Origin of the sequence: Pseudonocardia sp. ICBG1034 (assembly GCF_020131375.1) — a bacterium.
Taxonomy (GTDB): domain Bacteria; phylum Actinomycetota; class Actinomycetes; order Mycobacteriales; family Pseudonocardiaceae; genus Pseudonocardia; species Pseudonocardia alni.
Genome location: NZ_JAHLEK010000015.1, coordinates 2,061,430 through 2,083,234, shown reverse-complemented (window position 1 = coordinate 2,083,234; position 21,805 = coordinate 2,061,430). Strand labels below are relative to the sequence as shown.

Below are 21,805 nucleotides of genomic sequence, written 5' to 3'. Positions count from 1 at the left end.
GCACCGCGACACCGGCTCGCACACACCGTTCGGCGCAGCACACCGACCGTACGACCCGAACGGCGCACCGCACCCACCGTTGGACGCGGGTCCGGTGCGTGGGTCGCTCCGGACCGGCCGTTCGCCGCACACCCGGCGAGCCCGGTCGGTGCGCGTGTCACGGAGCGGTTACGGTCGCTCCTGGCTGGTCGACGAGATGTCGGCTGGTGCGCCTGGTCGGTCCCCCGCTCCCCGCTGGCCGACACTCCCCCTGGCGCCCACCCAGCACGCAGCGGGCGGAGCCGTGTCCGGTCACGAGGACCGGGGCGGATCCGGGGTGGCGAGGACCCCCGAATGACCACTGCACTCACCCCGGACCTCCATACACCCGAGAGCGACGTCCCCCGGCGTCGCCGGGACCGTGACGCCGGCGCGGGCATCTCCGCCGCCGATCTGCTCGCGCGGTACTCCGAGGCCGGTTTCGACACCCCCGCGCCCGGCAGCCGCCGAGCCCGCCGTTCCGAGGCCCCCGGCCCGGACCTGGAGCGCATCGACACCCCCGCGACCGGCCTCCCCGCCGCGTCCGGCGTCGACACCGTCATCACCCGCGACGTGCCGGACACCCCCGCCGGCGTCACCTCGCGGACCGCGATCGGCCTGCTCCGCGGCACCTCGGACACCGGGCCGCTCGGGCGTCACCCGCGGGCGGTCGTCGCGACCATGTCGGCCACCCTGGTCGGCGCCACCGCGGTCATGGGCGTCGTGTCGACGCTCAGCTCGCCGGAGCAGTCCCCCGAGACCTCCGCGGACATGGACCTCACCGGCGCGGCCGACGAGGCCACGATGAAGCTGTCGGTCCCGGCCGCGGGCTCCGAGCACGGCGGCACCGGCACCAGCGACGCCGCGTCCACCCTGACCAGCGGTTTCGAGCACGTCACCGCGTCGGTCCCGCAGGCGTTCGAGAAGGCCGACGCGGCCCGCATCGCCGCGGTCGCCCAGAAGGAGGCCGCCGCGAAGGCGGCCGAGGCCCGTGCGAAGGCCGCCGAGGCGGCCGCCCGCAACGGCGGCGGCGGTGACGACGACGGTGACGGCGGCGGGCTCGGCGACATCGTCGGCGGTCTGACCGGTTCCTCGGACGGCGTCCAGGCGCTCGCCCAGGCCAAGCAGCAGCTCGGCAAGCCCTACAAGTGGGGCGCCACCGGCCCGAGCGCGTTCGACTGCTCCGGTCTGATGGTCTGGGCGTTCGAGCAGATCGGCGTCGACCTGCCGCGTACCTCCAGCGCGCAGTCGCAGATGGACGGCACCCCGGTCTCCAAGAGCCAGCTCAAGCCCGGCGACCTGGTGTTCTTCTACTCCCCGGTGAGCCACGTCGGCATCTACGCCGGCAACGGCAAGGTGCTCCACGCCTCCACCAGCGGCGAGCCGGTCAAGTACTCCGACATCGACGCGATGCCGTTCCACAACGCGGTCCGGGTCTGACCGACCGCGTCACCGACGTCCGAGGCCGGTGCCCCTGGGGAGGGGTACCGGCCTCGACGCACGTCGGGGCGGAGCACGTCCGCGGTCCACGTCCCGCTCGATGATCCGCGTTCCGCGCGCAGATCCGCCGGACGCGCGCTTCCGGACGCGCGCGGACAACGGATCACCGCGCGTTCCGCAGCCGCCGTCCGACCCCGGCTACAGCGAACGCAGCCGCTCCGCGACCGCCTCGGGCAGCACGTCGGAGATGAACGCGCCCGCGCCGGACTCCGACCCCGCCAGGTACTTGATCTTCCCGGGCGCCCGGCGGATCGAGTGCAGGCGCAGGTGCAGCCGGGCGTCGGAGCGACCGTCGGACTCCAGCACCGGGGCCTGGTTCCAGCCCGCGACGTAGGGCAGCTCGTCGTCGTAGAGGGCGTCGAGGCGGCGCAGCACGTCGAGGTAGAGGGTCGCGAACTCGGCGCGCTGGGCCTCGTCGAGGGCGGGCAGGTCCGGGGTCGGACGGTGCGGGTACAGGTGCACCTCGACCGGCCAGCGCGCCGCCTGCGGCACGAACGCCGTCCAGTGCTCCCCCGCGACGACGACCCGCTCCCCCGCCCGCTCGGCGGCCAGCTGCGTGTCGAACAGGTTCTCCCCGGTCGCCTCCCGGTGCGCGGCGACGTGGGCGAGCATCCGCTGCGGGAACGGCGGGACGTAGGGGTAGGCGTAGATCTGGCCGTGCGGGTGGGACAGCGTCACGCCGATCTCGGCACCCCGGTTCTCGAACGGGAAGACGTAGCGGACCCCCGGCCGGGCGCCCAGCTCGGCGGTCCGGTCGGCCCAGGCCTCCAGCACCAGGCGGGCGCGGTCGGGCGTCAGCCGGGAGAACGGGGTGTCGTGGTCGTCGGTGAAGCAGACGACCTCGCACCGGCCCGACGCCGCCTGCGGCACCGCGCCCGGCTCGGGAAGCGGCGCGCCGGGCGCCGACCCGAACGACGGGAACCGGTTCTCGAACGCGACGACGCCGTACTCCGGGCTCGGCACCTCGGTGTGGCGGCCGTCGCGGCTGGGGCACAGCGGGCACTGGTCGGCCGGCGGCTTGTAGGTCCGGTCCTGGCGGTGCGCGGCGATCGTCACCCACTCCCCGGCCGGCGCGTCGTACCGCAGCTGGGAGGCGGGCACGACCCGCGGGAGGTCGCGGGCGTCGACGAGATCGGCCGGGTCGCGGGGGGCGTGGTCGGGGCCGTCGAACCAGATGATCTCCCGGCCGTCGGCCATCCGGGTGGTCAGCTTCTGCACCTTCTGCACGGGCGTCACCTTCCGGGGCGGGCAATGATCACGTGGTCGACCTCGCCCTCGAGGACCGCACGGTCGGCGTCGGCCAGACCGGAGTCGGTCACGAGGACGTCGGCCTCGGACAGCTCGGCGATCGTCGAGATCCCGACGGTGCCCCACTTGGTGTGGTCGGCGACGACCACGAGCCTGCTGCCGGACTCGATGAGGGCGCGGTTGGTGTCGCGCTCGGTGAGGTTCGGGGTGGAGAAGCCCGCCGCGGCGCTCATGCCGTGCACCCCGAGGAACACCGTCTCCAGGTTCAGCGAGCGCAGCGCGGTGATCGCGACCGGGCCGACCAGTGCCTCCGAGGGCGTCCGCACGCCCCCGGTGAGGATCACCGTGGTCCCGCGGGCGTCGGCGCCACCGGTGTGGAACGCGTCGGCGACGGCGACGGAGTTGGTCACCACGGTCAGCCGCGGCACGGCGGCGAGCAGCTGGGCGAGCCGCCAGGTCGTCGTGCCCGCGGACAGGCCGATCGCGGCGCCGGGGGTCACCAGCTCGGCGGCCGCGGCGGCGATGGCGTCCTTCTCCTCCAGCTCGCACACCGACTTCGCGGCGAACCCGGGCTCGGAGGTGGTGTGCTCGCCGACGGCCGTCGCGCCGCCGTGCACCTTGTCCACCAGGCGTCGCCGGGCCAGCACGTCGAGGTCGCGGCGCACGGTCATCTCGGACACGCCGAGGTGGTCGGCGAGCTCGGACACCCGCACCGCGCCGCGGGTGCGGACCTGCTCCACGATCACCTCGCGCCGCTGCTCGGCGAGCAGGCTCATCGCGTCCGGGCCGGACACCGTCGGGACTTCACCCGCACAGAATGCAACACAACCGAACGTGCGGCAAGGGTCGACCCTGCGTGTCGAGACCCGGTCGAACCGTGCGCGGAGGTCACCGAGCGGTCTCGAATTCGAGCGAAAGTGTTCACTTCTGATCGAGTGCGGTCTAGCTTGTGCGTTGGTCCGCGCAACGTGCCGTCGTGCACCACCGGCCGGCGGACCGGCAGCGCACGCACTCGACGGCGAGGAGCTACCCGAGATGGATCATCACGAGACGGCCCGGCGGGCCCCGGGGACGTCCCGGGAGGACGCGGCATGACCGCCCAGGAGGTCCTGCGCCTCAACCCGAACCTGGTCGACTACCTGCTGGTCGCGTTCTACTTCGTACTGGTGCTCGGCATCGGCTTCGCGGCGCGGCGCTCGGTGTCCTCCAGCCTCGACTTCCTGCTGTCCGGCCGGTCGATGCCGGCCTGGATCACCGGTCTGGCGTTCATCTCGGCCAACCTCGGTGCGATCGAGCTGATCGGCATGGTGGCCAACGGGGCCCAGTTCGGCATCCCGACGGTGCACTACTACTGGCTGGGCGCGATCCCGGCGATGGTGTTCCTCGGCATCGTGATGATGCCGTTCTACTACGGCTCCAAGGCCCGCAGCGTCCCGGAGTTCCTGCTCAAGCGGTTCAACAAGACCACCCAGCGGGTGCAGGCGGTGATCTTCGCGGTCGCCTCGATCCTGATCGCCGGGGTCAACCTGTTCTCCCTGGGCCTGGTCCTGGAGGCGCTGCTCGGCTGGTCGCTGTACCTGGCGATCCCGGTCGCGGCCGTCGTCGTCCTGGGCTACATCTCCCTCGGCGGGCTGTCGGCCGCGATCTACACCGAGGTCCTGCAGTTCTTCGTGATCCTCGCGCTGCTGATCCCGCTGACCGTCGCCGGGCTCAACCGGGTCGGCGGCTGGGACGGCCTGACCCGTGCGGTCACCGAGGGCCCGAGCGCCGGTGCGGACCTGAACGCCTGGCCCGGCACCCCGCTCACCGAGATCGCGAACCCGTTCCTGTCGGTGCTGGGCATCGTGTTCGGCCTCGGGTTCGTGCTGTCCTTCGGCTACTGGACGACGAACTTCGCCGAGGTCCAGCGCGCCCTGTCGGCCAAGTCGATGTCCGCCGCGCGGCGGACCCCGATCATCGGTGCCTTCCCGAAGGCGCTGGTCGTGCTGGTCATCGTGACCCCGGGCATGATCGCCGGGATCCTGGTCCCGCAGATCGCCGCGGTGAAGTCGGGCGGCGGCGACGCCGTCGAGGGCATCACCTACAACAACGCGCTGTCGCTGCTGATGAAGGAGGTCCTGCCCAACGGGATCCTCGGCGTCGCGATCGCGGGTCTGCTGGCCGCGTTCATGGCCGGCATGGCGGCGAACATCAGCTCGTTCAACACGGTGTTCACCTACGACATCTGGCAGGACTGGGTGCGCCCGGGCCGCGCCGACCGCTACTACCTCGGCGTCGGCCGGCTGGTCACGATCATCGGCTGCGTGCTCGCGATCGGCACCGCGTTCATCGCGTCCGGGTCGGCGAACCTGATGGACTACATCCAGTCGCTGTTCAGCTTCTTCAACGCGCCGCTGTTCGCGATCTTCATCCTCGGCCTGTTCTGGAAGCGGATGACCGGGCCGTCGGCCTGGATCGGCCTGCTCTCCGGCACCACCGCGGCGGTGCTGGTCGACGTCCTGGTCCGCACCGAGGTCTGGACGATGTCCAGCCAGGCGGGCAGCTTCGTCGGCGCCATCGCGGCGTTCGTCGTCGGTGTCGGCGTGTCCGCGGGGGTCTCGATGGTGACCACCCCGAAGCCGGACGCCGAACTGGTCGGCCTGACCTGGAGCCTGACCCCGAAGGAGGCGCGCACCCACTCCACCGACGGTGACGACGCCGGCTGGTACCGCAGTCCGAACGTCCTCGGCGCGCTGGTGCTGGCCCTGACCGTCGTCCTCTACGTCGTGTTCGGCTGAGCGGAGACCTGCGATGAGCTCGAAGAGTGAGAACCACCCCGACCACCACGGGACCGACGCCCCGGTCTCCTCGACCGCGGCGAACCTGTTCGACCTGCGTTCGGTGATCGCCCTGCTGTTCGGGGTCTACGGCATCGTCCTGCTGGTCATGGGGATCGTGTCGGGCGACGACCCGGAGAACCTCGCCAAGACCGGCGGGACGAACCTCAACCTCGACACCGGCATCGGCATGCTGGTCATCGGGGCGTTGTTCGTGCTGTGGGTGTACCTGCGACCGCTGAAGCTGGCCGCGCCGGAGCAGCAGGACTGACCGCACTCCCCCGGCCGGGGGCGCCCTCAGCGCTCCCGGTCGGCGGGGGTCGGGTAGACCGGGTTGAACGCCGCGAGGGTGTAGTCGTCGATCCGGCGCGCCACGCGGGTCAGACCGGAACGCAGGACGCGGAGGGTGTCGCTCATGGGTGGGGGTCCCTTCGATGTCGGCGGTGGAACCGCCTGGTGTGGACGAGGGAGCCCGCCGGGTGAGGCGGGCGGCCTCGTCACCGGACACGCCCAGGATGCACTGAATCGATCCCGACGCGCCGCCGATCGCGAGCGCGGTCACGGTGTGAGGCCGGTCGCGGCGTGCGGGTGATCGCCCGCGACGGGAGCGCGGAGACCGAGATCGCCCGGTCGCGCTTCCTCTGCACCGTCGCCCGGGTCGCCGACGTCGGGACCGCCCAGGACGTGATCGACCGCGTCCGCCGGGCCGGGCCGGACGCCACCCACCACTGCACCGCACTGCGCATCGGTGACCCCGGCACCGGGGACCTCACCGCCCGCAGCAGCGACGACGGCGAGCCCTCGGGCACCGCCGGCGTCCCGATGCTGGAGGTGCTCACCCGGCGCGGGCTGACCGACGTCGTCGCCGTCGTCTCGCGCTGGTACGGCGGGACGAAGCTCGGCGCGGGCGGGCTGGTCCGCGCGTACTCCGGCGCCCTGACCGCAGCCCTGGACACGGTCGGCGAGCTGCGCCGGGTCCGGCACCGGGAGCTGCTGCTCGCCGTCGGCCACGACCGCGCCGGCCGCCTGGAGCACGACCTGCGCCACTCCCCGTACCGGCTGTGCGACGTCACGCACGGCACGGACGTCACGCTGACCGTGGCCGTCGCCGAGCCGGAGACCGGCGCCTTCGCCGACTGGCTCGCCGAGCACACCGGCGGCGACGTCGAGGCGCTCGACGCCGGCCCGCGCGACCTCTACCTACCCTGAGCGCATGCACATCCGCGCCGCCACCGACGACGACCTCCCCGCCGTCCTCGCCGTGCTCCGACCGATCTTCGCCGAGGGCCGCACCTACACCGTCCCGCCCGACGCCGACGACGCCTGGGTCACCCGCATGTGGATGCTCCCGCCGCCGGCGCGGGTCGTCGTGGCGGTGCGGGACGGCCGGGTCGTCGGCACCGCGAAGACCGGGCCCAACCAGGCCGGACCGGGCTCGCACGTCGCGACCGCGAGCTTCGCGGTCGACGCGGGCGAGGCCGGGCGCGGCACCGGACGCGCGCTCGGCGAGCACGTGCTGGCCCTCGCCCGCGCGGACGGCTACTCCGCGATGCAGTTCAACGCCGTCGTGGCGACCAACACCCGCGCGGTCGCGCTGTGGCACTCGCTGGGCTTCGCCACGGTCGGCACGGTGCCCGACGCCTTCACCCTGCCCGACGGCACGACCACCGGCCTGCACGTGATGCACCGCTACCTGTGAGCCGCACGGCCTGCACCGTCACAGTTCTGTACCAGCGGAGTTAGCCGTGCCTACACTGCTTCTTCGCCGGACCTCATCACCTCGCGGGGGCGCACATGACGAGCACGGACACCGCCGCAGCGGCGGCACCGGTGAGCGTGGAGCAGCTGCGCCGGCGCGGCTGGCGCGGCAGGCTCGCCGTCCTCGGGCCCGCGTTCGTCGCCGCCGTCGCCTACGTCGACCCGGGCAACTTCGCGACCAACTTCTCCGCCGGCGCCGGCTACGGCTACCTGCTGGTGTGGGTGATCGTCGTCGCCAACCTGATGGCGATGCTCATCCAGTCGCTCTCGGCCAAGCTCGGGCTCGCGACCGGGAAGAACCTGCCCGAGCTGTGCCGCGAGCACCTCACCCCGTGGCGGAACCGGTTCATGTGGGCCCAGGCCGAGCTCGTCGCGATCGCGACCGACCTGGCCGAGGTGATCGGCGGCGCGGTCGCCCTGCACCTGCTGTTCGGGATCCCGCTGTTCACCGGCGGGGTGATCACCGGCGTGATCGCCTTCGTGCTGCTGGGCCTGCAGTCACGCGGGCACCGGCCGTTCGAGCGGGCGATCGTGTTCCTGCTCGCGATCATCATGGTCGGGCTGGTGTCCACCGTGGTGCGCACCGACGTCGACGGTCCCGCGCTGGCCGCAGGTCTGGTCCCCGGCTTCGACGGCGTCGGCTCGCTGGTGCTCGCCACCGGCATCCTCGGCGCCACCGTGATGCCGCACGTGATCTACCTGCACTCCGCGCTGACCCAGGGCCGCCTGGTCGCCCGCGGGCCCGAGGACACCCGGTTCCTGCTGCGGGTCGGGCGCACCGACATCGTGCTCGGGATGGGCGTCGCGGGGCTGGTGAACCTGTCGATGCTGGTCGTCGCGGCAGCCCTGTTCGCGGGCACCGATGTGCCGGGCACCGACACCCTGGAGGGGATCTTCGCCGGGCTCGGCAGCGAGCTCGACGCCGTCGCCGCGTACGGGTTCGCCATCGCGCTGCTGGCCTCGGGCTTCGCGTCGTCGGGCGTCGGGACCTACGCCGGGCAGGTCATCATGGCCGGGTTCCTGCGGCGGCGGATCCCGCTGCTGCTGCGCCGGCTGCTGACCCTCGCCCCGGCCCTGGTGGTGCTGGGCACGGGGATCGACCCGACCCAGGCGCTGGTGCTCTCCCAGGTCGTGCTGTCGTTCGGCATCCCGTTCGCGCTGGTCCCGCTGGTGTGGCTGACCGCCCGCCGCGAGGTGATGGGCGACCTGGTCAACCACCGCGTCACCACGACCGCGGCGGTCGTCGTCGCCGCGGTCGTGGTCGGGTTGAACGCCTTCCTGATCTGGGAGGCGTTCGTCGCCTGAGTCAGCGGCCGCGCCAGACCGGGTCGCGCTTCTCGGCGAACGCGGTCGCGCCCTCGCGGGCGTCCTCGGAGGACAACACCGGGCCGACGACCGCGTCGTGGCGCTCCCAGCGGTCCGCGCCCCAGTCCGGGCTCTCGCGCACGATCCGCTTCGACGCGGCCAGCCCGAGCGGGCCGTTCACGGCGATCCGCCCGGCCAGCTCCAGCGCCGCGTCCAGCGCGCCGCCGTCGTCGACGACCCGGTTGACCAGCCCGGCGGCCTCGGCGCGCGTCGCGTCGATCGGGTCGCCGGTCAGCAGCATCTCCAGGGCCAGCGCCCGGGGGACCCGGTTCGCCAGCTCCAGCGCGCCGCCCGCGGCGGCGACCAGGGACCGCTTCACCTCCGGCACCCCGAACCGGGCGCCGCGCCCGGCGACGACGAGGTCGCAGGCCAGCATGATCTCGAACCCGCCGGCCAGCGCCCAGCCCTCCACCGCGGCGATCATCGGGGTGACCGGCGGACGCCGGGTGATGCCGCACAGCCCGCGGCCGGGCAACGACGGGCGCTCACCGCGCAGGAACGCCTTCAGGTCCATCCCGGCGGAGAACACCCCGCCCGCCCCGGTGAGCACGCCGACCCGCAGGTCCGGGTCGGCGTCGAGCTCGTCGACGGCCGCGGCGACGGCGTGCGCCACCTTCTCGTCGATGGCGTTCTTCGCACGGGGCCGGTTGATCGTGATCAGCAGGACGCCGTCCCGCCGCTCGACGAGCACCTCCTCCTCGGAAGGGGCCGGTCCGGAAGGAGTCAGCTCTGACTGCTCTGTCATGGGGCCACCCTAGATCGCGGGGGCCACCACCGGAACCGAGTGCTCCCAGTCCGCGAGCAGCGTCCGCAGCGCGGTCACCAGGGCCAGCGGCTGGTCGATCATCACGTGGTGCCCGGCCCCGGGGATCTCGACGACCGGCGCCGCCCGGCCCATCCGGTCGACGACCATCTCCCCCATGTCCGCCGGGACCAGGCCGTGCTCGGCCCGGAACAGCGCGATCCGGCAGCCGGGCCGCCCGAGGTCACCGGGGGTCAGCGAGATGCCGGCGAAGATGGCCGGGTCGAACTTCCAGCTCCAGCCGCCGTCGACCGCGCGGATGCTGTGCTCGGCGATGTGGCGGTGCACGTAGGGCAGGTCGCCGGGCTGCTCGGGGATGGTGCGGAACCGGGCGATCAGCGCGTCGCGGTCGGGGTGCACCTTCGCCGGGCCGAACGCCCGCTGCTCGCGGGCGGCCCGCTCCTCCGGCGACCGGTCCCGGACCGGGGAGTCGACGGCGACGGCGCCGGCCAGCGCGTCGCCGTAGCGCAGCGCCGCGGTGAGCGTCACGAACCCGCCCATGCTGTGACCGATGACCGTCGGCCGGGGGCCGAGACCCGACGCGTCGATCACCGCACGCAGCTCGACGGCCCAGCGGTCCAGGTCGTAGGACGGCGCCCGCCCGGAGTCGCCGTGCCCGGACAGGTCGACCGCCACGACCCGGCGCGTGCCCTCGGCCAGCAGCGGGGCGATGTGGTCCCACCAGTGCAGGTGCGCCGCGCCGCCGTGCACCAGCAGCACGCCGGGCCCGCCCGGGGTGCCCCAGCTGCGGAAGCGGATCTCGACGCCGTCGCTCTCGGTGCGACCGGGCTCCCCCGGCTCGGCGAGTGCGTCGGTGAACCAGGTGGGCGGAGCGGTGGACACGCGGGACCTCTGTTCGTGGGACGGGGACGACCGCTCGAACCTACGCCCCTCGTCAGTTCTGACCACGCCGGGTAACGGGGCGCGGGGACCGGGCGACCTGCGTCACCGAGGGGCCGACGAGGAGGCGCGATGACCGGTGCGGCGACGGGGACGGTGGTGCGGGCCGTGCCACGCGACCCCGGGGCGTGGGACCGCACCGACCGGCGCCTGGGGTGCGCGCTGGTGTCGCTCGCGCGCGACGCGGACGCCCCGGCGGGGACCGCGGACGCGCTGCGCGGCTGGCGCCGGATGGCCGGTCCGCTGCGCGCCGCCCAGCACCGCCCCGGGTACGGCCCCGGGCCGTGCCCGGACCTGTGCCTGGTCCCGGTCGGGCCGGCCGACGTCGCGGCGCTCGGCCTGCTCGCCGCCGCCCTCGGTGCCCGGACGCTGCCCGGCGCCGACGAGGGGCCGCTGCGCCGGGCGGCCGCCGCGGCCGGCACCACGGCCCCGGCGCTGGTGCTGGAGCTCGCCCGGGTGCACGGCGTCCTGGACCTCGACCTGGGCGCCGACGGCGAGCTGCTCTACGCGCTGGCCGGGGTCCGAACCACGGGGACCGCGGCCGCGGCCGCGCACGACGCGGTGGCCGCCCGGGTCGGGACGATGTGGGCGGCCGGGCGGGCGCCGCACCCCACCCGCACCGCCGACGACCGGGGCTGACCCGGCGGCGCAGCCGTCGTCGGCGCGGTGCCCCGCCCGGCCACCGGGACGGATGACGGGCCGGGAGTGGCGCCTTGTTGACACGTTTTCTACGATGACGGTGTGTCTCACAACGAGGTGGAGTCCGCGAGCCGCACCCGGACGGTGACCACGCAGGACGGCCTGGAGCTGGTCGTGGAGGAACGGGGCGACCCGTCGCACCCGACGGTCGTCGCGGTGCACGGCTACCCCGACGACCGGCACGTGTGGGACCGCGTCGCCGCGGACCTCGCCGCCGACCACCACGTCGTCACCTACGACGTGCGTGGGCACGGGGGCTCGGCCGCTCCCGGCGCCCCGGCCGGCTACGACCTGGAACTCCTCGCCGCCGACCTGCGCACGGTGACCGACGCCGTCTCCCCCGACGCCCCGGTGCACCTGCTCGCCCACGACTGGGGCTCGATCCAGACCTGGCACGCCGTCACGCGCGAGGACGGCACCCCCTCGGCGATGGACGGCCGGGTCGCGTCGTTCACCTCGATCTCCGGCCCGTGCCTGGACCACGTGGCGCTGTTCCTGCGCCGCCGCGGGCTCCGCGACCTGCGGCCGGTGCTCACCCAGGCGCTGCACTCCTGGTACACCCTGGCGTTCCGGGTGCCGGTGCTGCCCGAGCTGATGATCCGCAGCGGGCTGCTCGGCGCGCTGGTGGCGCGGACCGAGCGGATCCCGCGCCCCTCGGTGCGCGACGCGGTCAACGGCCTGGAGCTCTACCGGCGGAACCTGCCGCGGCGGCTCGGCCGCCCGCAGCCGCGCCGCACCGACGTCCCGGTGCAGATCCTGGCTCCGCTCGGCGACGCCTACGTCACCCCCGCGATGGCGACGAGCGCCGCCGGCTACGCCCCCGACCTGCGGGTCCGCTACCTGCCCGGCGGGCACTGGATCGTCCGCCGGCGCGCGGGCGTGATCGCCCGGTGTGTCCGCGAGCTCGTCGCCGAGCGCAGCGGCGGGACCGCCGCGCCCGCGCTGGCGCGGGCGGGGGCCCGGGGCGCCGCCCTGGTCCGCACCGGGGGACGGCCGGGCCGGGCGTCGCGCTGGGAGGGCGGGCTCGCCGTCGTCACCGGGGCGGGCAGCGGGATCGGCCGCGAGATCGCCCGCCAGGTCGCCGATCTGGGGGGCCGGGTCGTCGTCGCCGACGTCTCCGAGGCCGGCGCCGCGGAGACCGTCGACCTGGTGACCCGGCGGCACGGGCCCGGGCGCGCGGTGGCCGCGGTCGTCGACGTCGCCGACGAGGCCGCCGTCGCCGCCCTCGCCGAGCAGGTCGCGGCCGAGCACGGGGTGCCCGACCTCGTCGTCAACAACGCCGGGATCGCCGTCGCCGGGTCGTTCGCCGACACCACGGCGCAGGAGTGGCAGCGGATCGTCGACGTGAACCTGTGGGGCGTCGTGCACGGCTGCCGGCACTTCGGCGCGCTGCTCGCCGCGCACGGCGAGGGCGGCACGATCGTCAACACCGCCTCGGCGGCGGCGTACCTCCCGTCGCGCTCGCTGCCGGCCTACGCCACGACCAAGGCGGCGGTGCTGATGCTGTCGCAGTGCCTGCGCGCCGAGCTGGCGGGCGCCGGGGTGGGGGTCACGGCCCTGTGCCCCGGGTTCGTCGACACCCCGATCACCGGGGCGACCCGCTTCGCCGGCACCGACGACGCCACCCAGGCCGTCCGCCGTCGCGACGCCGCGGCCGCCTACTCCCGGCGCGGGTACACCCCGCAGCGCGTCGCCGCCCGCCTGGTCCGCGCCGTCGAGCGGGACCTGCCGGTCGCCCCGGTCACCGCCGAGGCGCACGTCGGGCTGCTCGCGTCCCGGCTGTCCCCCGGCCTCGTCCGCGCGCTCGCCCGCGTCGACGGCACCCGCTGAGAACCCGTCCGAGAGGAGAACCGCCGTGAACCGCCCCGCCGCCGGTGACCCGGCCGCCGACCGCATCGCCCTGCAGGCCCGCGACGTCCGCTTCGACTTCGCCGAGCTGCGGACCGACTGGATCCCCGGCGAGCCGTTCGCCTCGCACCTGATCGACGTGCTGCACCTGCTGCTGCCCGAGGGCGAGCGCTGGTTCGTGGAGGTCTTCTCCCGCGCGCTGCCGATGGTCCGCGACGAGGCGCTGGCCGAGGACGTGCGCGGGTTCATCGGCCAGGAGGCCGTGCACGCGACCTCTCACCAAGGGGCGCTGGACCACCTCGTCGAGGCGGGCGTCGACGTGACCCGCTTCGTCGAGCAGGTCGAGTGGATCTTCAAGGAGCTGCTCGGCGACCGCGGCCTGACCGGCGACGCGGCCCGGGAGTGGCTGGTGGAGCGGGTCGGGCTGATCGCGGCGATCGAGCACTTCACCGCCGTCCTCGGCTCCTGGATCCTCGACTCCGCCGCGCTGGACGCGGCCGGGGCCGACCCGCACATGCTGGACATGCTGCGCTGGCACGGCGCCGAGGAGGTCGAGCACCGCAACGTCGCGCACGACCTCTACACCCACCTCGACGGCCGCTGGCTGCGCCGGATCCGGGCGATGGCGGTGGCCGGCCCGGCGCTGGCGAAGCTGTGGGTCGACGGCACCCGGCACCTGTGCGCCCGCGACCCGCACCTGCGCGGGACACCGCAGCGCCGGGCCCGGCTGCGCGACTACCTGCGGGACTCCCGGCGTGGGCTGGTGCCCGGACCGTGGCTGTTCACCCGCGCCGTCCTGACCTATCTCAGCCCGCGGTTCCACCCGGCCGCGCACGGCGACACCGACGCCGCGGTGGCCTACCTCGCGGTCTCCCCCGCCGCCCGCGCCGCCGAGGCGGGCCACGCCGGCCCGGCCGAGGGGTCCGCGGCGTGAGTCCCGCGCTGCTGCCCGGCACCGGCTCGACCGCGCCGCCGCCGCACCCGAACCGCGGGGCCACCGCGCTGTCGGTGCTCACCGCGGTGACCCAGACCCTCGCGACGGCCGGTGCCCGGCGTCGCCGCCCGGTCACCCCGGTGGACCGCACCCTGCTCGTCGAGGTGCACGCCGTGCGCCGTCCCTGCCCCGACGTCGCCGAGCTCGACCTCGTCCCGGCGGGCACCGAGCCGCTTCCGGGCTGGCGGCCCGGCGCGCACGTCGACGTCGAGCTGCCCTCGGGGGTCATGCGCCAGTACTCGCTGTGCGGCGACCCGGACGACCGGTCGCTGTACCGGATCGCGGTACGGAAGGTGCCCGGGGGCACCGGCTCGCACGAGATGCACGCCCTGCGCCCGGGGGTGCGGCTGCGGCTGCACGGCCCGCGCAACGCCTTCCCGCTGGCCACGGCGCCGTCGTACCTGTTCGTCGCCGGCGGCATCGGGATCACCCCGATCGCGCCGATGGTCCGGGCCGCGCACGCCGCCGGGGTGCCGTGGCGGCTGGTGCACACCGGCCGGGACCGGGCGTCGATGCCGCTGTCGGACGCACTCGCCGCGCTGGCCCCGGACCGGGTCCTGCGCCGCCCCGACGACGTCGCGGGTGTCCCGTCGGCGGCCGCGCTGCTGTCCGGGACCGACGCCGACGCCGCCGTCTACTGCTGCGGCCCGCCGCCGATGATCGAGTCGCTGCGCCGGGCGCTCCCCGCCGGGCAGCGGTTCCACTCCGAGCGGTTCTCCCCGCCCCCGATCCGCGACGGCCGCCCGTTCACCGTCCGGATCGCCGGTGGCCCGGACGTCGCGGTCCCCGCCGATCGCACCGCGCTGGACGCGGTCCGCGCGCTGCGCCCGGAGGTGCCGTACTCGTGCCGGCAGGGGTTCTGCGGGACCTGCCACGTCCGGCTCGTGGAGGGCACCACCGTGGGCGACCCGGCCGGGCCGGGCCTGACCGCGCTGTGCGTCGGGCGGGCCACGGACGGGACGATCGTCGTCGATCTCGGGCGCTGAGGCGTGGGGTCCGTACCCTCGTCGGTGATGACCTCACCCGCACGTCCACCCCGGCGCATGTCGCCCGAGGCCCGCCGCGCACAGCTCGTGTCCGCCGCGCTCGACCTCTACGGCGCCCGCTCGCCGGAGGAGGTGGCCGTCGAGGACGTCACCCGGGCCGCGGACGTGTCGCGGGCGCTGTTCTACCGGTACTTCTCCGGGATGGAGGAGCTGCACGTGGCGGCGCTGGGCAGCGTCGCCGAGGAGCTCATCGACCGGGTCGCGCTGCCCACCGACGGTCCGCTGGACGGGCAGCTGGCCGACGCGCTGGACGTGTTCCTCGACGTCGTCGGCCGGCACTCGCGGGCCTACGTCGCGCTGCTGCGCAGCGGCTCGGTCGTCTCCACCGGGGAGACCGACGCCATGGTCGACGGCGTGCGCGACCACATCGTGGACCTGCTGTGCGTGCGCGGCGGCGTCCCCGACCCGACCCCGCTGCAGCTGATGACCCTGCGCGGCTGGGTCGCGCTGGTCGAGGGCTCGGTGCTGGTGTGGCTGGAGGCGGGCCGGGTGCCCGCCCACGCCGAGCTGCGGGACTGGCTGGTGGAGCAGCTGTTCGCGATGCTCGGGGTCACCGTGGCCCGCGACCCGGACGCTCAGTTCTCCACGACGCCGAGCGCGTTGGGCACCAGCCGGTAGGCGTCCTCGGACGGGCTGTTCACGACCTGGTCGCGGAACACCATCGTCGAGGAGCCGCCGCCGTCGAGGTTGACGCCGTCGACGGCGCCCGCCCGGCGCAGCTGCTCGGCGGTCTCGGCCAGGGTGATCCCGACCGAGGTCGACTCGCGGCCGTCGGCGGTGAGCAGGATCAGCCGTCCCTGCGCGGTGAGGCCCGCGGCGCTGCGCGGGTCGCGCGAGCGGGCGTCCAGCCCGGCGACGGGTGTGCCGTCGCGCAGGATCGGTGACGCCCCGACCGCGGTCCGCGGCACGGTCCCCGACGCGGCGGTGAGCGCCTGCCGCACGGTGACCCGGTCGCCGACGGCGAGCCCGCGCAGCGCGGCGGCGCCCTGGTCGCGGCCGGCGAGGACCTGCTCCCCGGTCGGGACCGCTCCCCCGCCGGGCGGGCCGACGGCGGTGACCGCGCCGTCGCGGACCACGACCTCGAACCGGTCCGGTGCGCACGGCGCGTCCCGGTCGGTGTCGCTGCCGCACAGCGTGGCGGCCCGGTCGCCCGCCCAGTCGGAGGTGAACAGCCCGATCCCGCCGACGGGCACGGCGTAGGCGTTGAGGGTGTCGATGCGCAGGCGGCCCTTCGGCCCGGTCGCGGACGCGTCGAGGGTGAGCCGGTCCAGGCGGGGGGTGCCGTCGTCGTCGATGGCGAGGACGTCGCCCTGCCGGGCGCCGGGGACGCCCGGGGCGAGCCGCCGCCCGGGCGGCACGGCGGAGGTGAGTGCCCGGCCGTCGCGGACCGAGGGGCCGGCCGGGGCGTTGCTGCGGGCCAGGTCGAAGAAGTCGCCGTTGATCGCGGCGACGGCGCCGCCGCGCCGGGCGTGCGCGGGCACCGACGACCGCTCCCCGACCGTTGCGCCGGTGAGCAGGGTGGCGCGCAGCTCGGACCGGTTCAGGTCGGCGACGACGATGTCGACGGTCACCGGCCCGGCCGGGGTGTCGACCCGCTCCTCGCGGTGGGTGATCGCGGGGGCCTGCGGGGCCGGGGCGACGGGCGCCGCGGCCGGGCCCGGGCCGGCACCGGGTGCGGCGGACCCGGATGCGGCGGACCCGGCCCCTGCCGCGGGCGCGCTGGCCGCGACGGGGTGCGCCTCCCGGGCGGGGGCCGCGGACGCCTGCTGGGTGGCCGGTACCAGTACCCCGATCACGACCGCCGCCGCCACCGTCGCGCCCCGGCTGCCCGTCCACCCCACCATGCCCGCACTCCCCCGATCGCCACCCCGGCCGGGACCGAGGTGAACACGGCGGTACGGCGACGGCGCGGGGCGTCACGCGTCGGTGGTGCAGTGCCACCTGGTCGGGGGGCGCGACGTCCCCTGCGGGGTGGCCCCGCAGCGCGGAACGCGACCGTCGGCACCATGGTCACCGGGAGTGGAGCGGCCGGGTGAGGGAGCTGCTCCCCGCGCTCCGCACCCGGTGATCACGGCGTGGCGTCAGAGCGTACGGTGCGCCGCCCCGGGGTGGTCCTTCGCGAGCCGGGCGCCGTCGCCGGTGCCGTAGCGCTCGCGCAGGGTGGGGCCGCCCGCGTCGGCGGCGGCGGGCATCCGGCCCCGTCGGCGCAGCTCGGGCACGACGTGGGTGACGACGTCGGCCATCGTCCCCGGGGTGACGGCGTAGGCCAGGTTGAAGCCGTCGAGGTCGGCCTCGTCGGCCCAGCGCTCCAGCTCCTCGGCGACACCCGCCCCCGACCCGACGACGACCGGCCCGCGCCCGCCGACGGTGATGAACTCCGCCAGCTCCCCCACCGTCCAGTCGCGGTCCGGCCCGGTGAACGACGCCAGCGCCGAGCGGGTCGCGTCGGTCTGCACGTACTCGAGCTTCTGCTCCGGCGAGGCCCCGGCCAGGTCGACGCCGGACCAGCCGCCGAACAGCGCCAGCGCCGCGGACGGGTCGGTCAGCTCCAGGTACTCGGCCAGCGTCGCGCGGGCGGCCTCGTCGGTCTCCCCGGCGATCGCGGTGAGCATCGCGAAGACCTTCACCGAGCGCGGGTCCCGCCCGGCGCGGGCGGCCTCGGCGCGCACCGCGTCGACCGAGCGGCGGACCACTGCGGGCGACGGACCGGACACGAACACGGCCTCGGCGTGGGTGCCGGCGAACCGGGCACCGCGCGGCGACGCGCCCGCCTGGAAGATCACCGGGGTGCGCTGCGGGGACGGCTCGGACAGGAACGGGCCGGGCACGTCGAACCAGCGGCCGTGGTGGGCGATGTCGTGCACCCGGTCCGGCTCGGTGAACACGCCGCGGGCACGGTCGCGGACCACGGCGTCGTCGTCCCAGGAGCCCTCCCACAGCTTGTAGCAGACCTCCAGGAACTCCTCGGCGAGCTCGTAGCGCTCGTCGTGCGGGATCTGCCCGGACCGGCCGAGGTTGCGCGCCGCGGAGTCCAGGTAGGACGTGACGACGTTCCACGCGACCCGGCCGCGGGTCAGGTGGTCGAGGGTGGTGAGCCGCCGCGCCAGCGCGTAGGGGTGCTCGTAGGCGACCGAGACGGTCACCCCGAACCCGAGCCGCGAGGTGACCCCCGCCATCGCGGGGACGAGCAGCAGCGGGTCGGCGAGCGGGACCTGCGCGGCGGCGCGGACGGCGGCGTCACGGGAGCCGCCGTAGACGTCGTAGACGCCGAGGACGTCGGCGAGGAACAGCGCGTCGAAGCCGCCGTCCTCCAGCATCCGGGCCAGCGAGGTCCAGTGGTCGAGGTCGGTGTAGCGGTGCCCCTCGTCGGACGGGTGGCGCCACAGCCCGGCGGACTGGTGGCCCACGCAGGCCATGTCGAAGGCGTTGAGCAGGATGCGGCCGGTCATGCCGACACCTTCTCCCGGGCGGTGCGCAGCCCGCCGCGGTGGGTCTCGGGGAGCAGGACGGTCGAGACGACGCAGATCGCGAACAGCACCCCGAAGTACCCCCAGATCAGCCACGGGGTCCCGCCGCCCGCGTAGAGCAGCGCGGTGGCGACCAGCGGCGTCGTACCACCGATGACCGACCCGATCTGGTAGCCCAGCGACGCCCCGCTGTAGCGCAGCCGGGTGTCGAACAGCTCGCCGTACCAGGCCGCCTGCGGGCCGTACATCGCGTCGTGGAAGAGGTTGACCAGCACCACCATGGCGACCACGACCAGCACGGTGGACCCGGTGTCGAGCAGCAGGAAGAAGGCGCCGAGGAACAGCGGCGCCCCGATCGCGCCGGCCAGGTAGACCGGCTTGCGGCCGACCCGGTCGGACAGGACCGCCCACAGCGGCGTCGAGAACAGCCCGATCGCCGACGCGATGATCACCGCGGTCAGCCCGGCGCCCTCGGCAGCGCCCGAGTCGCCCCGGGCCAGATAGGTCAGCGCGAACGTCGTCGCCAGGATGTAGACGGAGTTCTGGGCGATCCGGCTGCCGACGGTCAGCAGCACGGTGCGCCAGTCGGTGCGCAGCACCTCCAGCACCGGGCGGCGGGACAGCGTCCCGGCGTCGCGGGCGGCGGTGAACACCGCGGGGTCGGCGAGGGTGAGCCGGATGGCCAGCCCCACCACGACGAGCACGGCGCTGAGCAGGAACGGGATCCGCCAGGCCCCGGCGAGGAAGGCCTCCCTGCCCGCGATCGCGAGCACCGCGGTGTAGACGCCCGACGCGAGCAGCATCCCCGCCGAGGAGCCGATCTGCGGGAAGCTGCCGAACAGGCCGCGCCGGCGCTCGGTCTCGGCGTGCTCGACGGCCATGAGCACCGCACCTGCCCACTCCGCGCCCACGGCGAGCCCCTGGGCCAGCCGCAGCACCACCAGCAGCACCGGGGCCAGCAGCCCGACGGTCGGGTAGGTCGGCAGCAGCCCGATGAGCGTCGTCGCGACGCCCATCAGCACCAGCGACCCGACCAGGACGGCGCGGCGGCCGATCCGGTCGCCCAGGTGCCCGGCGACGACGGCGCCGATCGGCCGCGCCCCGAAGCCGGCGGCGTAGGTCGCGAACGAGGCGAGCACGCCGGTCGCCGGGTCGGCGTCGGTGAAGAACAGCGGGGCGAACACCAGCGCCGCGGCGGTGGCGTAGAGATAGAAGTCGTACCACTCGATGGTGGTCCCGACGAGGCTCGCGACGGCGGCGCGGCGCGGTGTGGCACCGGACGTCGGGGCGGGATCGGACACGGCGGAGCTGGACACGGGACCTGCCGGTGGGTGAGGCGGAGCGGGGAGTCGGTGCGCGGGGCCGGGTCAGCGACAGGCGTGCGACGACAGGCGGCCGTGGTCCAGCCACCGCCGGCGGGTCAGCTCCGAGTGCTCCACACCGCCCACCCGAACAGACGACCCCCGCCCGGCGCAACGGAGCGGGACCGGGGTCACCCCCGCCCGGCGACCCGGGCGTGCAGGGTGACGGTGGACCACGGCCGCCGGCGGGCGACGCGCAGGCGTATCGAGGCCACGGTAGGGGCGCCGTGGGTCGCCGGCGCACCCGGATGTCAGTCCGTCAGGTCGGCGGGCGGCGCGGGCCAGTGCGGCAGGACGTGGCCGGGGTAGTCGTCGGAGACGGTGTCGGGGAAGGCGGGCGGGCGCTTCTCCAGGAACGAGGTGACACCCTCGGCGACGTCGCGGCCCTGCCCGAGATGCGCGATCGCGGCCGAGTCGGCGCGGTGGGCGTCCCACGGGGTGGGCGCGCCGAGCATCCCCCACAGCAGCTGGCGGGTCAGCGCGACCGACACCGCGGAGGTGTTGTCGGCGATCTCGCGGGCGATCGCGTACGCGGCGCCGAGCAGCTCGTCGTCGGGCAGGACACGGGAGACCAGACGTCCGTCGAGGGCCTCGGCGGCGTCGAACACCCGGCCGGTCGCGGCCCACTCCATGGCCCGGGAGACGCCGACGATGCGCGGCAGGAACCAGCTCGACGCGGCCTCGGGGACGAGCCCGCGGCGGGCGAACACGAACCCGAACCGGGCCGAGGCCCCGGCCAGCCGGATGTCGGCGGGCAGCGTCATCGTCGCCCCGATGCCGACCGCCGGCCCGTTGACGGCGGCGATCACCGGGGTGCGCAGCGCCGCCATCCGCATGGTCACGGTGCCGCCGCCGTCGCGGACGACGCCGCCGATGGTGCCGACGCCCGCCCGGTCGGCGGCGCGCTGCGGGTCGGTGGGGTCGAACGACGCCCCGCCGCGGCCCAGGTCGGCGCCGGCGCAGAAGCCGCGGCCGCGGCCGGTGAGGACGATCGCGCGGACGGCGTCGTCGGCGTCGGCGCGGTCGTAGGCGGCGATCAGCTCGCGGGCCATCGTCGGGGTGAACGCGTTGAGGCGGTCCGGGCGGTCGAGGGTGATCGTGGCGACCCGGTCGTCGACGTCGTAGGAGATCTCGGTGAAGGCGGGAGCGTCGGTGCTCATGATCGGCGAGTCTGCCCCGCCCCGCGCCCGGGCGACAGTGCCCGCGGCGCCCGCAGCCCGTCCGCAAGCGGGCTGCAAGCGGCCGGGCGCACGGTGGTCCCGTCGCGCCGGACCGACCGGACGCGCCTCTCCGGAAGGATCCACCGTGACCGTGCAGGACGCCCCCACCGCCCCGGCCGTTCCCGCCGTCGACCCCGCCCGGCGACGCCTGGTGGTGGGCGGCGGCATGATGCTGCTCGCCTCCGCCGTGCTCTCGCTCGCCGGTGGCGTCGCCCACCCCGTCGTCGACGGGAACGCCCACTCCGTCGCGTCCCTGCTCGCCCCCGGCTCCCCGTGGGCGCAGCTGTCGATCTACGCCGGCTCGCTCGCGCTGATGATGGGCCTGCCCGCGGCCTGGGGCTGGTTCGCCCCGCGGGCCGGTGTGCTCGGCACGCTCGGGTTCGGCCTGTACTTCCTGGGCAACGCGCTGAGCGCGCAGGGCCACCTCGTCGTCGAGGGGCTGGTGGCGCCCGCGATCGCCCGTGCCGCCCCGGAGCTGGTCCCCGACGACGGCAGCATCCTCGCCGCCCCCGGCTTCGCTCTGCTGCAGATGGTCGGCGGGCTGGTCCTCCTGGCCGGGCTGGCGCTGACGGGTGTGGCGCTGATGCGCACCGCCGGGGTGCCGCGCTGGATCGGCGCGGCCGCGCTGGCCGGGGCGCTGCTGCTGTTCGTGCCGCTGCCGGAGGCCCCGGTGCTCAGCGGGCTGCACGTGGAGCTGCTGCGCGGGATCGCCGTCGCCGGGCTCGGGGTCGTCATGATCCGTGAGGTGCGGGCCGCCCGGTGA

General features: G+C 75.2%; 20 protein-coding genes. 12 read left to right on the top strand and 8 right to left on the bottom strand.

Annotation, left to right across the window (positions count from 1 at the left end; translation table 11 throughout):
- Positions 1-333 precede the first annotated feature (333 nt).
- Complete coding sequence (locus tag KPF22_RS11310) at positions 334-1,458, top strand: C40 family peptidase (protein ID WP_224402011.1); 1,125 nt, start codon at positions 334-336, stop codon at positions 1,456-1,458.
- Between the two features lie 198 nt (positions 1,459-1,656).
- Here the strand turns inward: KPF22_RS11310 and galT are convergent, their stop codons facing one another.
- Positions 1,657-2,736, bottom strand: a complete 1,080-nt coding sequence (gene galT / locus KPF22_RS11305; protein WP_224402414.1) for a galactose-1-phosphate uridylyltransferase — start codon at positions 2,734-2,736, stop codon at positions 1,657-1,659.
- 14 nt (positions 2,737-2,750) lie between these two features.
- Complete coding sequence (locus KPF22_RS11300) at positions 2,751-3,542, bottom strand: DeoR/GlpR family DNA-binding transcription regulator (RefSeq protein ID WP_208822112.1); 792 nt, start codon at positions 3,540-3,542, stop codon at positions 2,751-2,753.
- Between the two features lie 315 nt (positions 3,543-3,857).
- Here KPF22_RS11300 and KPF22_RS11295 point away from each other — a divergent pair, with 315 nt between their 5' ends.
- From KPF22_RS11295 to KPF22_RS11275, 5 genes are all read left to right on the top strand, one after another.
- Entirely contained in the window at positions 3,858-5,543 is a 1,686-nt protein-coding gene (locus KPF22_RS11295) for a sodium:solute symporter family protein (RefSeq protein ID WP_208822041.1), read from the top strand.
- A 13-nt stretch (positions 5,544-5,556) separates the two neighbouring features.
- On the top strand, positions 5,557-5,853 hold the full coding sequence (locus KPF22_RS11290) for a hypothetical protein (RefSeq protein WP_224402010.1): 297 nt from the start codon (positions 5,557-5,559) through the stop codon (positions 5,851-5,853).
- 311 nt (positions 5,854-6,164) lie between these two features.
- Positions 6,165-6,791 carry a YigZ family protein gene (locus tag KPF22_RS11285; RefSeq protein WP_208822038.1) on the top strand — a complete coding sequence of 209 codons (627 nt, stop codon included), beginning with the start codon at positions 6,165-6,167 and terminating at the stop codon, positions 6,789-6,791.
- A gap of 4 nt (positions 6,792-6,795) precedes the next feature.
- Positions 6,796-7,281 (top strand): GNAT family N-acetyltransferase, encoded by a 486-nt coding sequence (locus tag KPF22_RS11280; RefSeq protein WP_062396171.1) that lies wholly within the window; start codon positions 6,796-6,798, stop codon positions 7,279-7,281.
- 95 nt (positions 7,282-7,376) lie between these two features.
- Positions 7,377-8,645, top strand: coding sequence for an Nramp family divalent metal transporter (locus tag KPF22_RS11275; RefSeq protein WP_224402009.1), 1,269 nt, complete (start codon positions 7,377-7,379; stop codon positions 8,643-8,645).
- Between the two features lies 1 nt (position 8,646).
- On the opposite strand, the gene KPF22_RS11270 is transcribed toward KPF22_RS11275, so the two are convergent.
- Together KPF22_RS11270 and KPF22_RS11265 are read right to left on the bottom strand one after the other, a co-directional pair.
- Positions 8,647-9,450, bottom strand: a complete 804-nt coding sequence (locus tag KPF22_RS11270; RefSeq protein WP_208822035.1) for a crotonase/enoyl-CoA hydratase family protein — start codon at positions 9,448-9,450, stop codon at positions 8,647-8,649.
- Between the two features lie 9 nt (positions 9,451-9,459).
- Positions 9,460-10,350 (bottom strand): alpha/beta fold hydrolase, encoded by an 891-nt coding sequence (locus KPF22_RS11265; protein ID WP_208822032.1) that lies wholly within the window; start codon positions 10,348-10,350, stop codon positions 9,460-9,462.
- 129 nt (positions 10,351-10,479) lie between these two features.
- On the opposite strand from KPF22_RS11265, the gene KPF22_RS11260 reads away from it, so the two are divergent.
- From KPF22_RS11260 to KPF22_RS11240, 5 genes are all read left to right on the top strand, one after another.
- Positions 10,480-11,046: a hypothetical protein gene (locus KPF22_RS11260; protein ID WP_208822029.1), complete on the top strand. Its 567-nt coding sequence runs from the start codon at positions 10,480-10,482 to the stop codon at positions 11,044-11,046.
- 102 nt (positions 11,047-11,148) lie between these two features.
- Entirely contained in the window at positions 11,149-12,936 is a 1,788-nt protein-coding gene (locus tag KPF22_RS11255; protein WP_224402008.1) for an SDR family oxidoreductase, read from the top strand.
- Between the two features lie 25 nt (positions 12,937-12,961).
- A complete protein-coding gene (locus tag KPF22_RS11250) occupies positions 12,962-13,888 on the top strand; it encodes a metal-dependent hydrolase (RefSeq protein WP_208822026.1) in 927 nt (308 codons plus the stop codon).
- Positions 13,885-14,934, top strand: coding sequence for a PDR/VanB family oxidoreductase (locus KPF22_RS11245; RefSeq protein ID WP_224402007.1), 1,050 nt, complete (start codon positions 13,885-13,887; stop codon positions 14,932-14,934). The genes KPF22_RS11250 and KPF22_RS11245 overlap by 4 nt, the downstream gene beginning before the upstream one ends.
- Before the next feature lie 27 nt (positions 14,935-14,961).
- On the top strand, positions 14,962-15,612 hold the full coding sequence (locus tag KPF22_RS11240) for a TetR/AcrR family transcriptional regulator (protein ID WP_224402006.1): 651 nt from the start codon (positions 14,962-14,964) through the stop codon (positions 15,610-15,612).
- Here KPF22_RS11240 and KPF22_RS11235 read toward each other — a convergent pair.
- From KPF22_RS11235 to KPF22_RS11220, 4 genes are all read right to left on the bottom strand, one after another.
- Entirely contained in the window at positions 15,570-16,838 is a 1,269-nt protein-coding gene (locus KPF22_RS11235) for a phosphodiester glycosidase family protein (protein WP_208822023.1), read from the bottom strand. The genes KPF22_RS11240 and KPF22_RS11235 overlap by 43 nt on opposite strands.
- 237 nt (positions 16,839-17,075) lie before the next feature.
- A complete protein-coding gene (locus KPF22_RS11230; RefSeq protein WP_208822020.1) occupies positions 17,076-18,443 on the bottom strand; it encodes an LLM class flavin-dependent oxidoreductase in 1,368 nt (455 codons plus the stop codon).
- Positions 18,440-19,777 (bottom strand): MFS transporter, encoded by a 1,338-nt coding sequence (locus KPF22_RS11225; protein WP_224402005.1) that lies wholly within the window; start codon positions 19,775-19,777, stop codon positions 18,440-18,442. Before KPF22_RS11225 ends, KPF22_RS11230 begins: the two co-directional genes overlap by 4 nt.
- 296 nt (positions 19,778-20,073) lie before the next feature.
- Positions 20,074-20,982 (bottom strand): enoyl-CoA hydratase-related protein, encoded by a 909-nt coding sequence (locus KPF22_RS11220; protein WP_208822016.1) that lies wholly within the window; start codon positions 20,980-20,982, stop codon positions 20,074-20,076.
- A gap of 145 nt (positions 20,983-21,127) precedes the next feature.
- On the opposite strand from KPF22_RS11220, the gene KPF22_RS11215 reads away from it, so the two are divergent.
- Positions 21,128-21,805, top strand: coding sequence for a hypothetical protein (locus KPF22_RS11215; protein WP_208822013.1), 678 nt, complete (start codon positions 21,128-21,130; stop codon positions 21,803-21,805).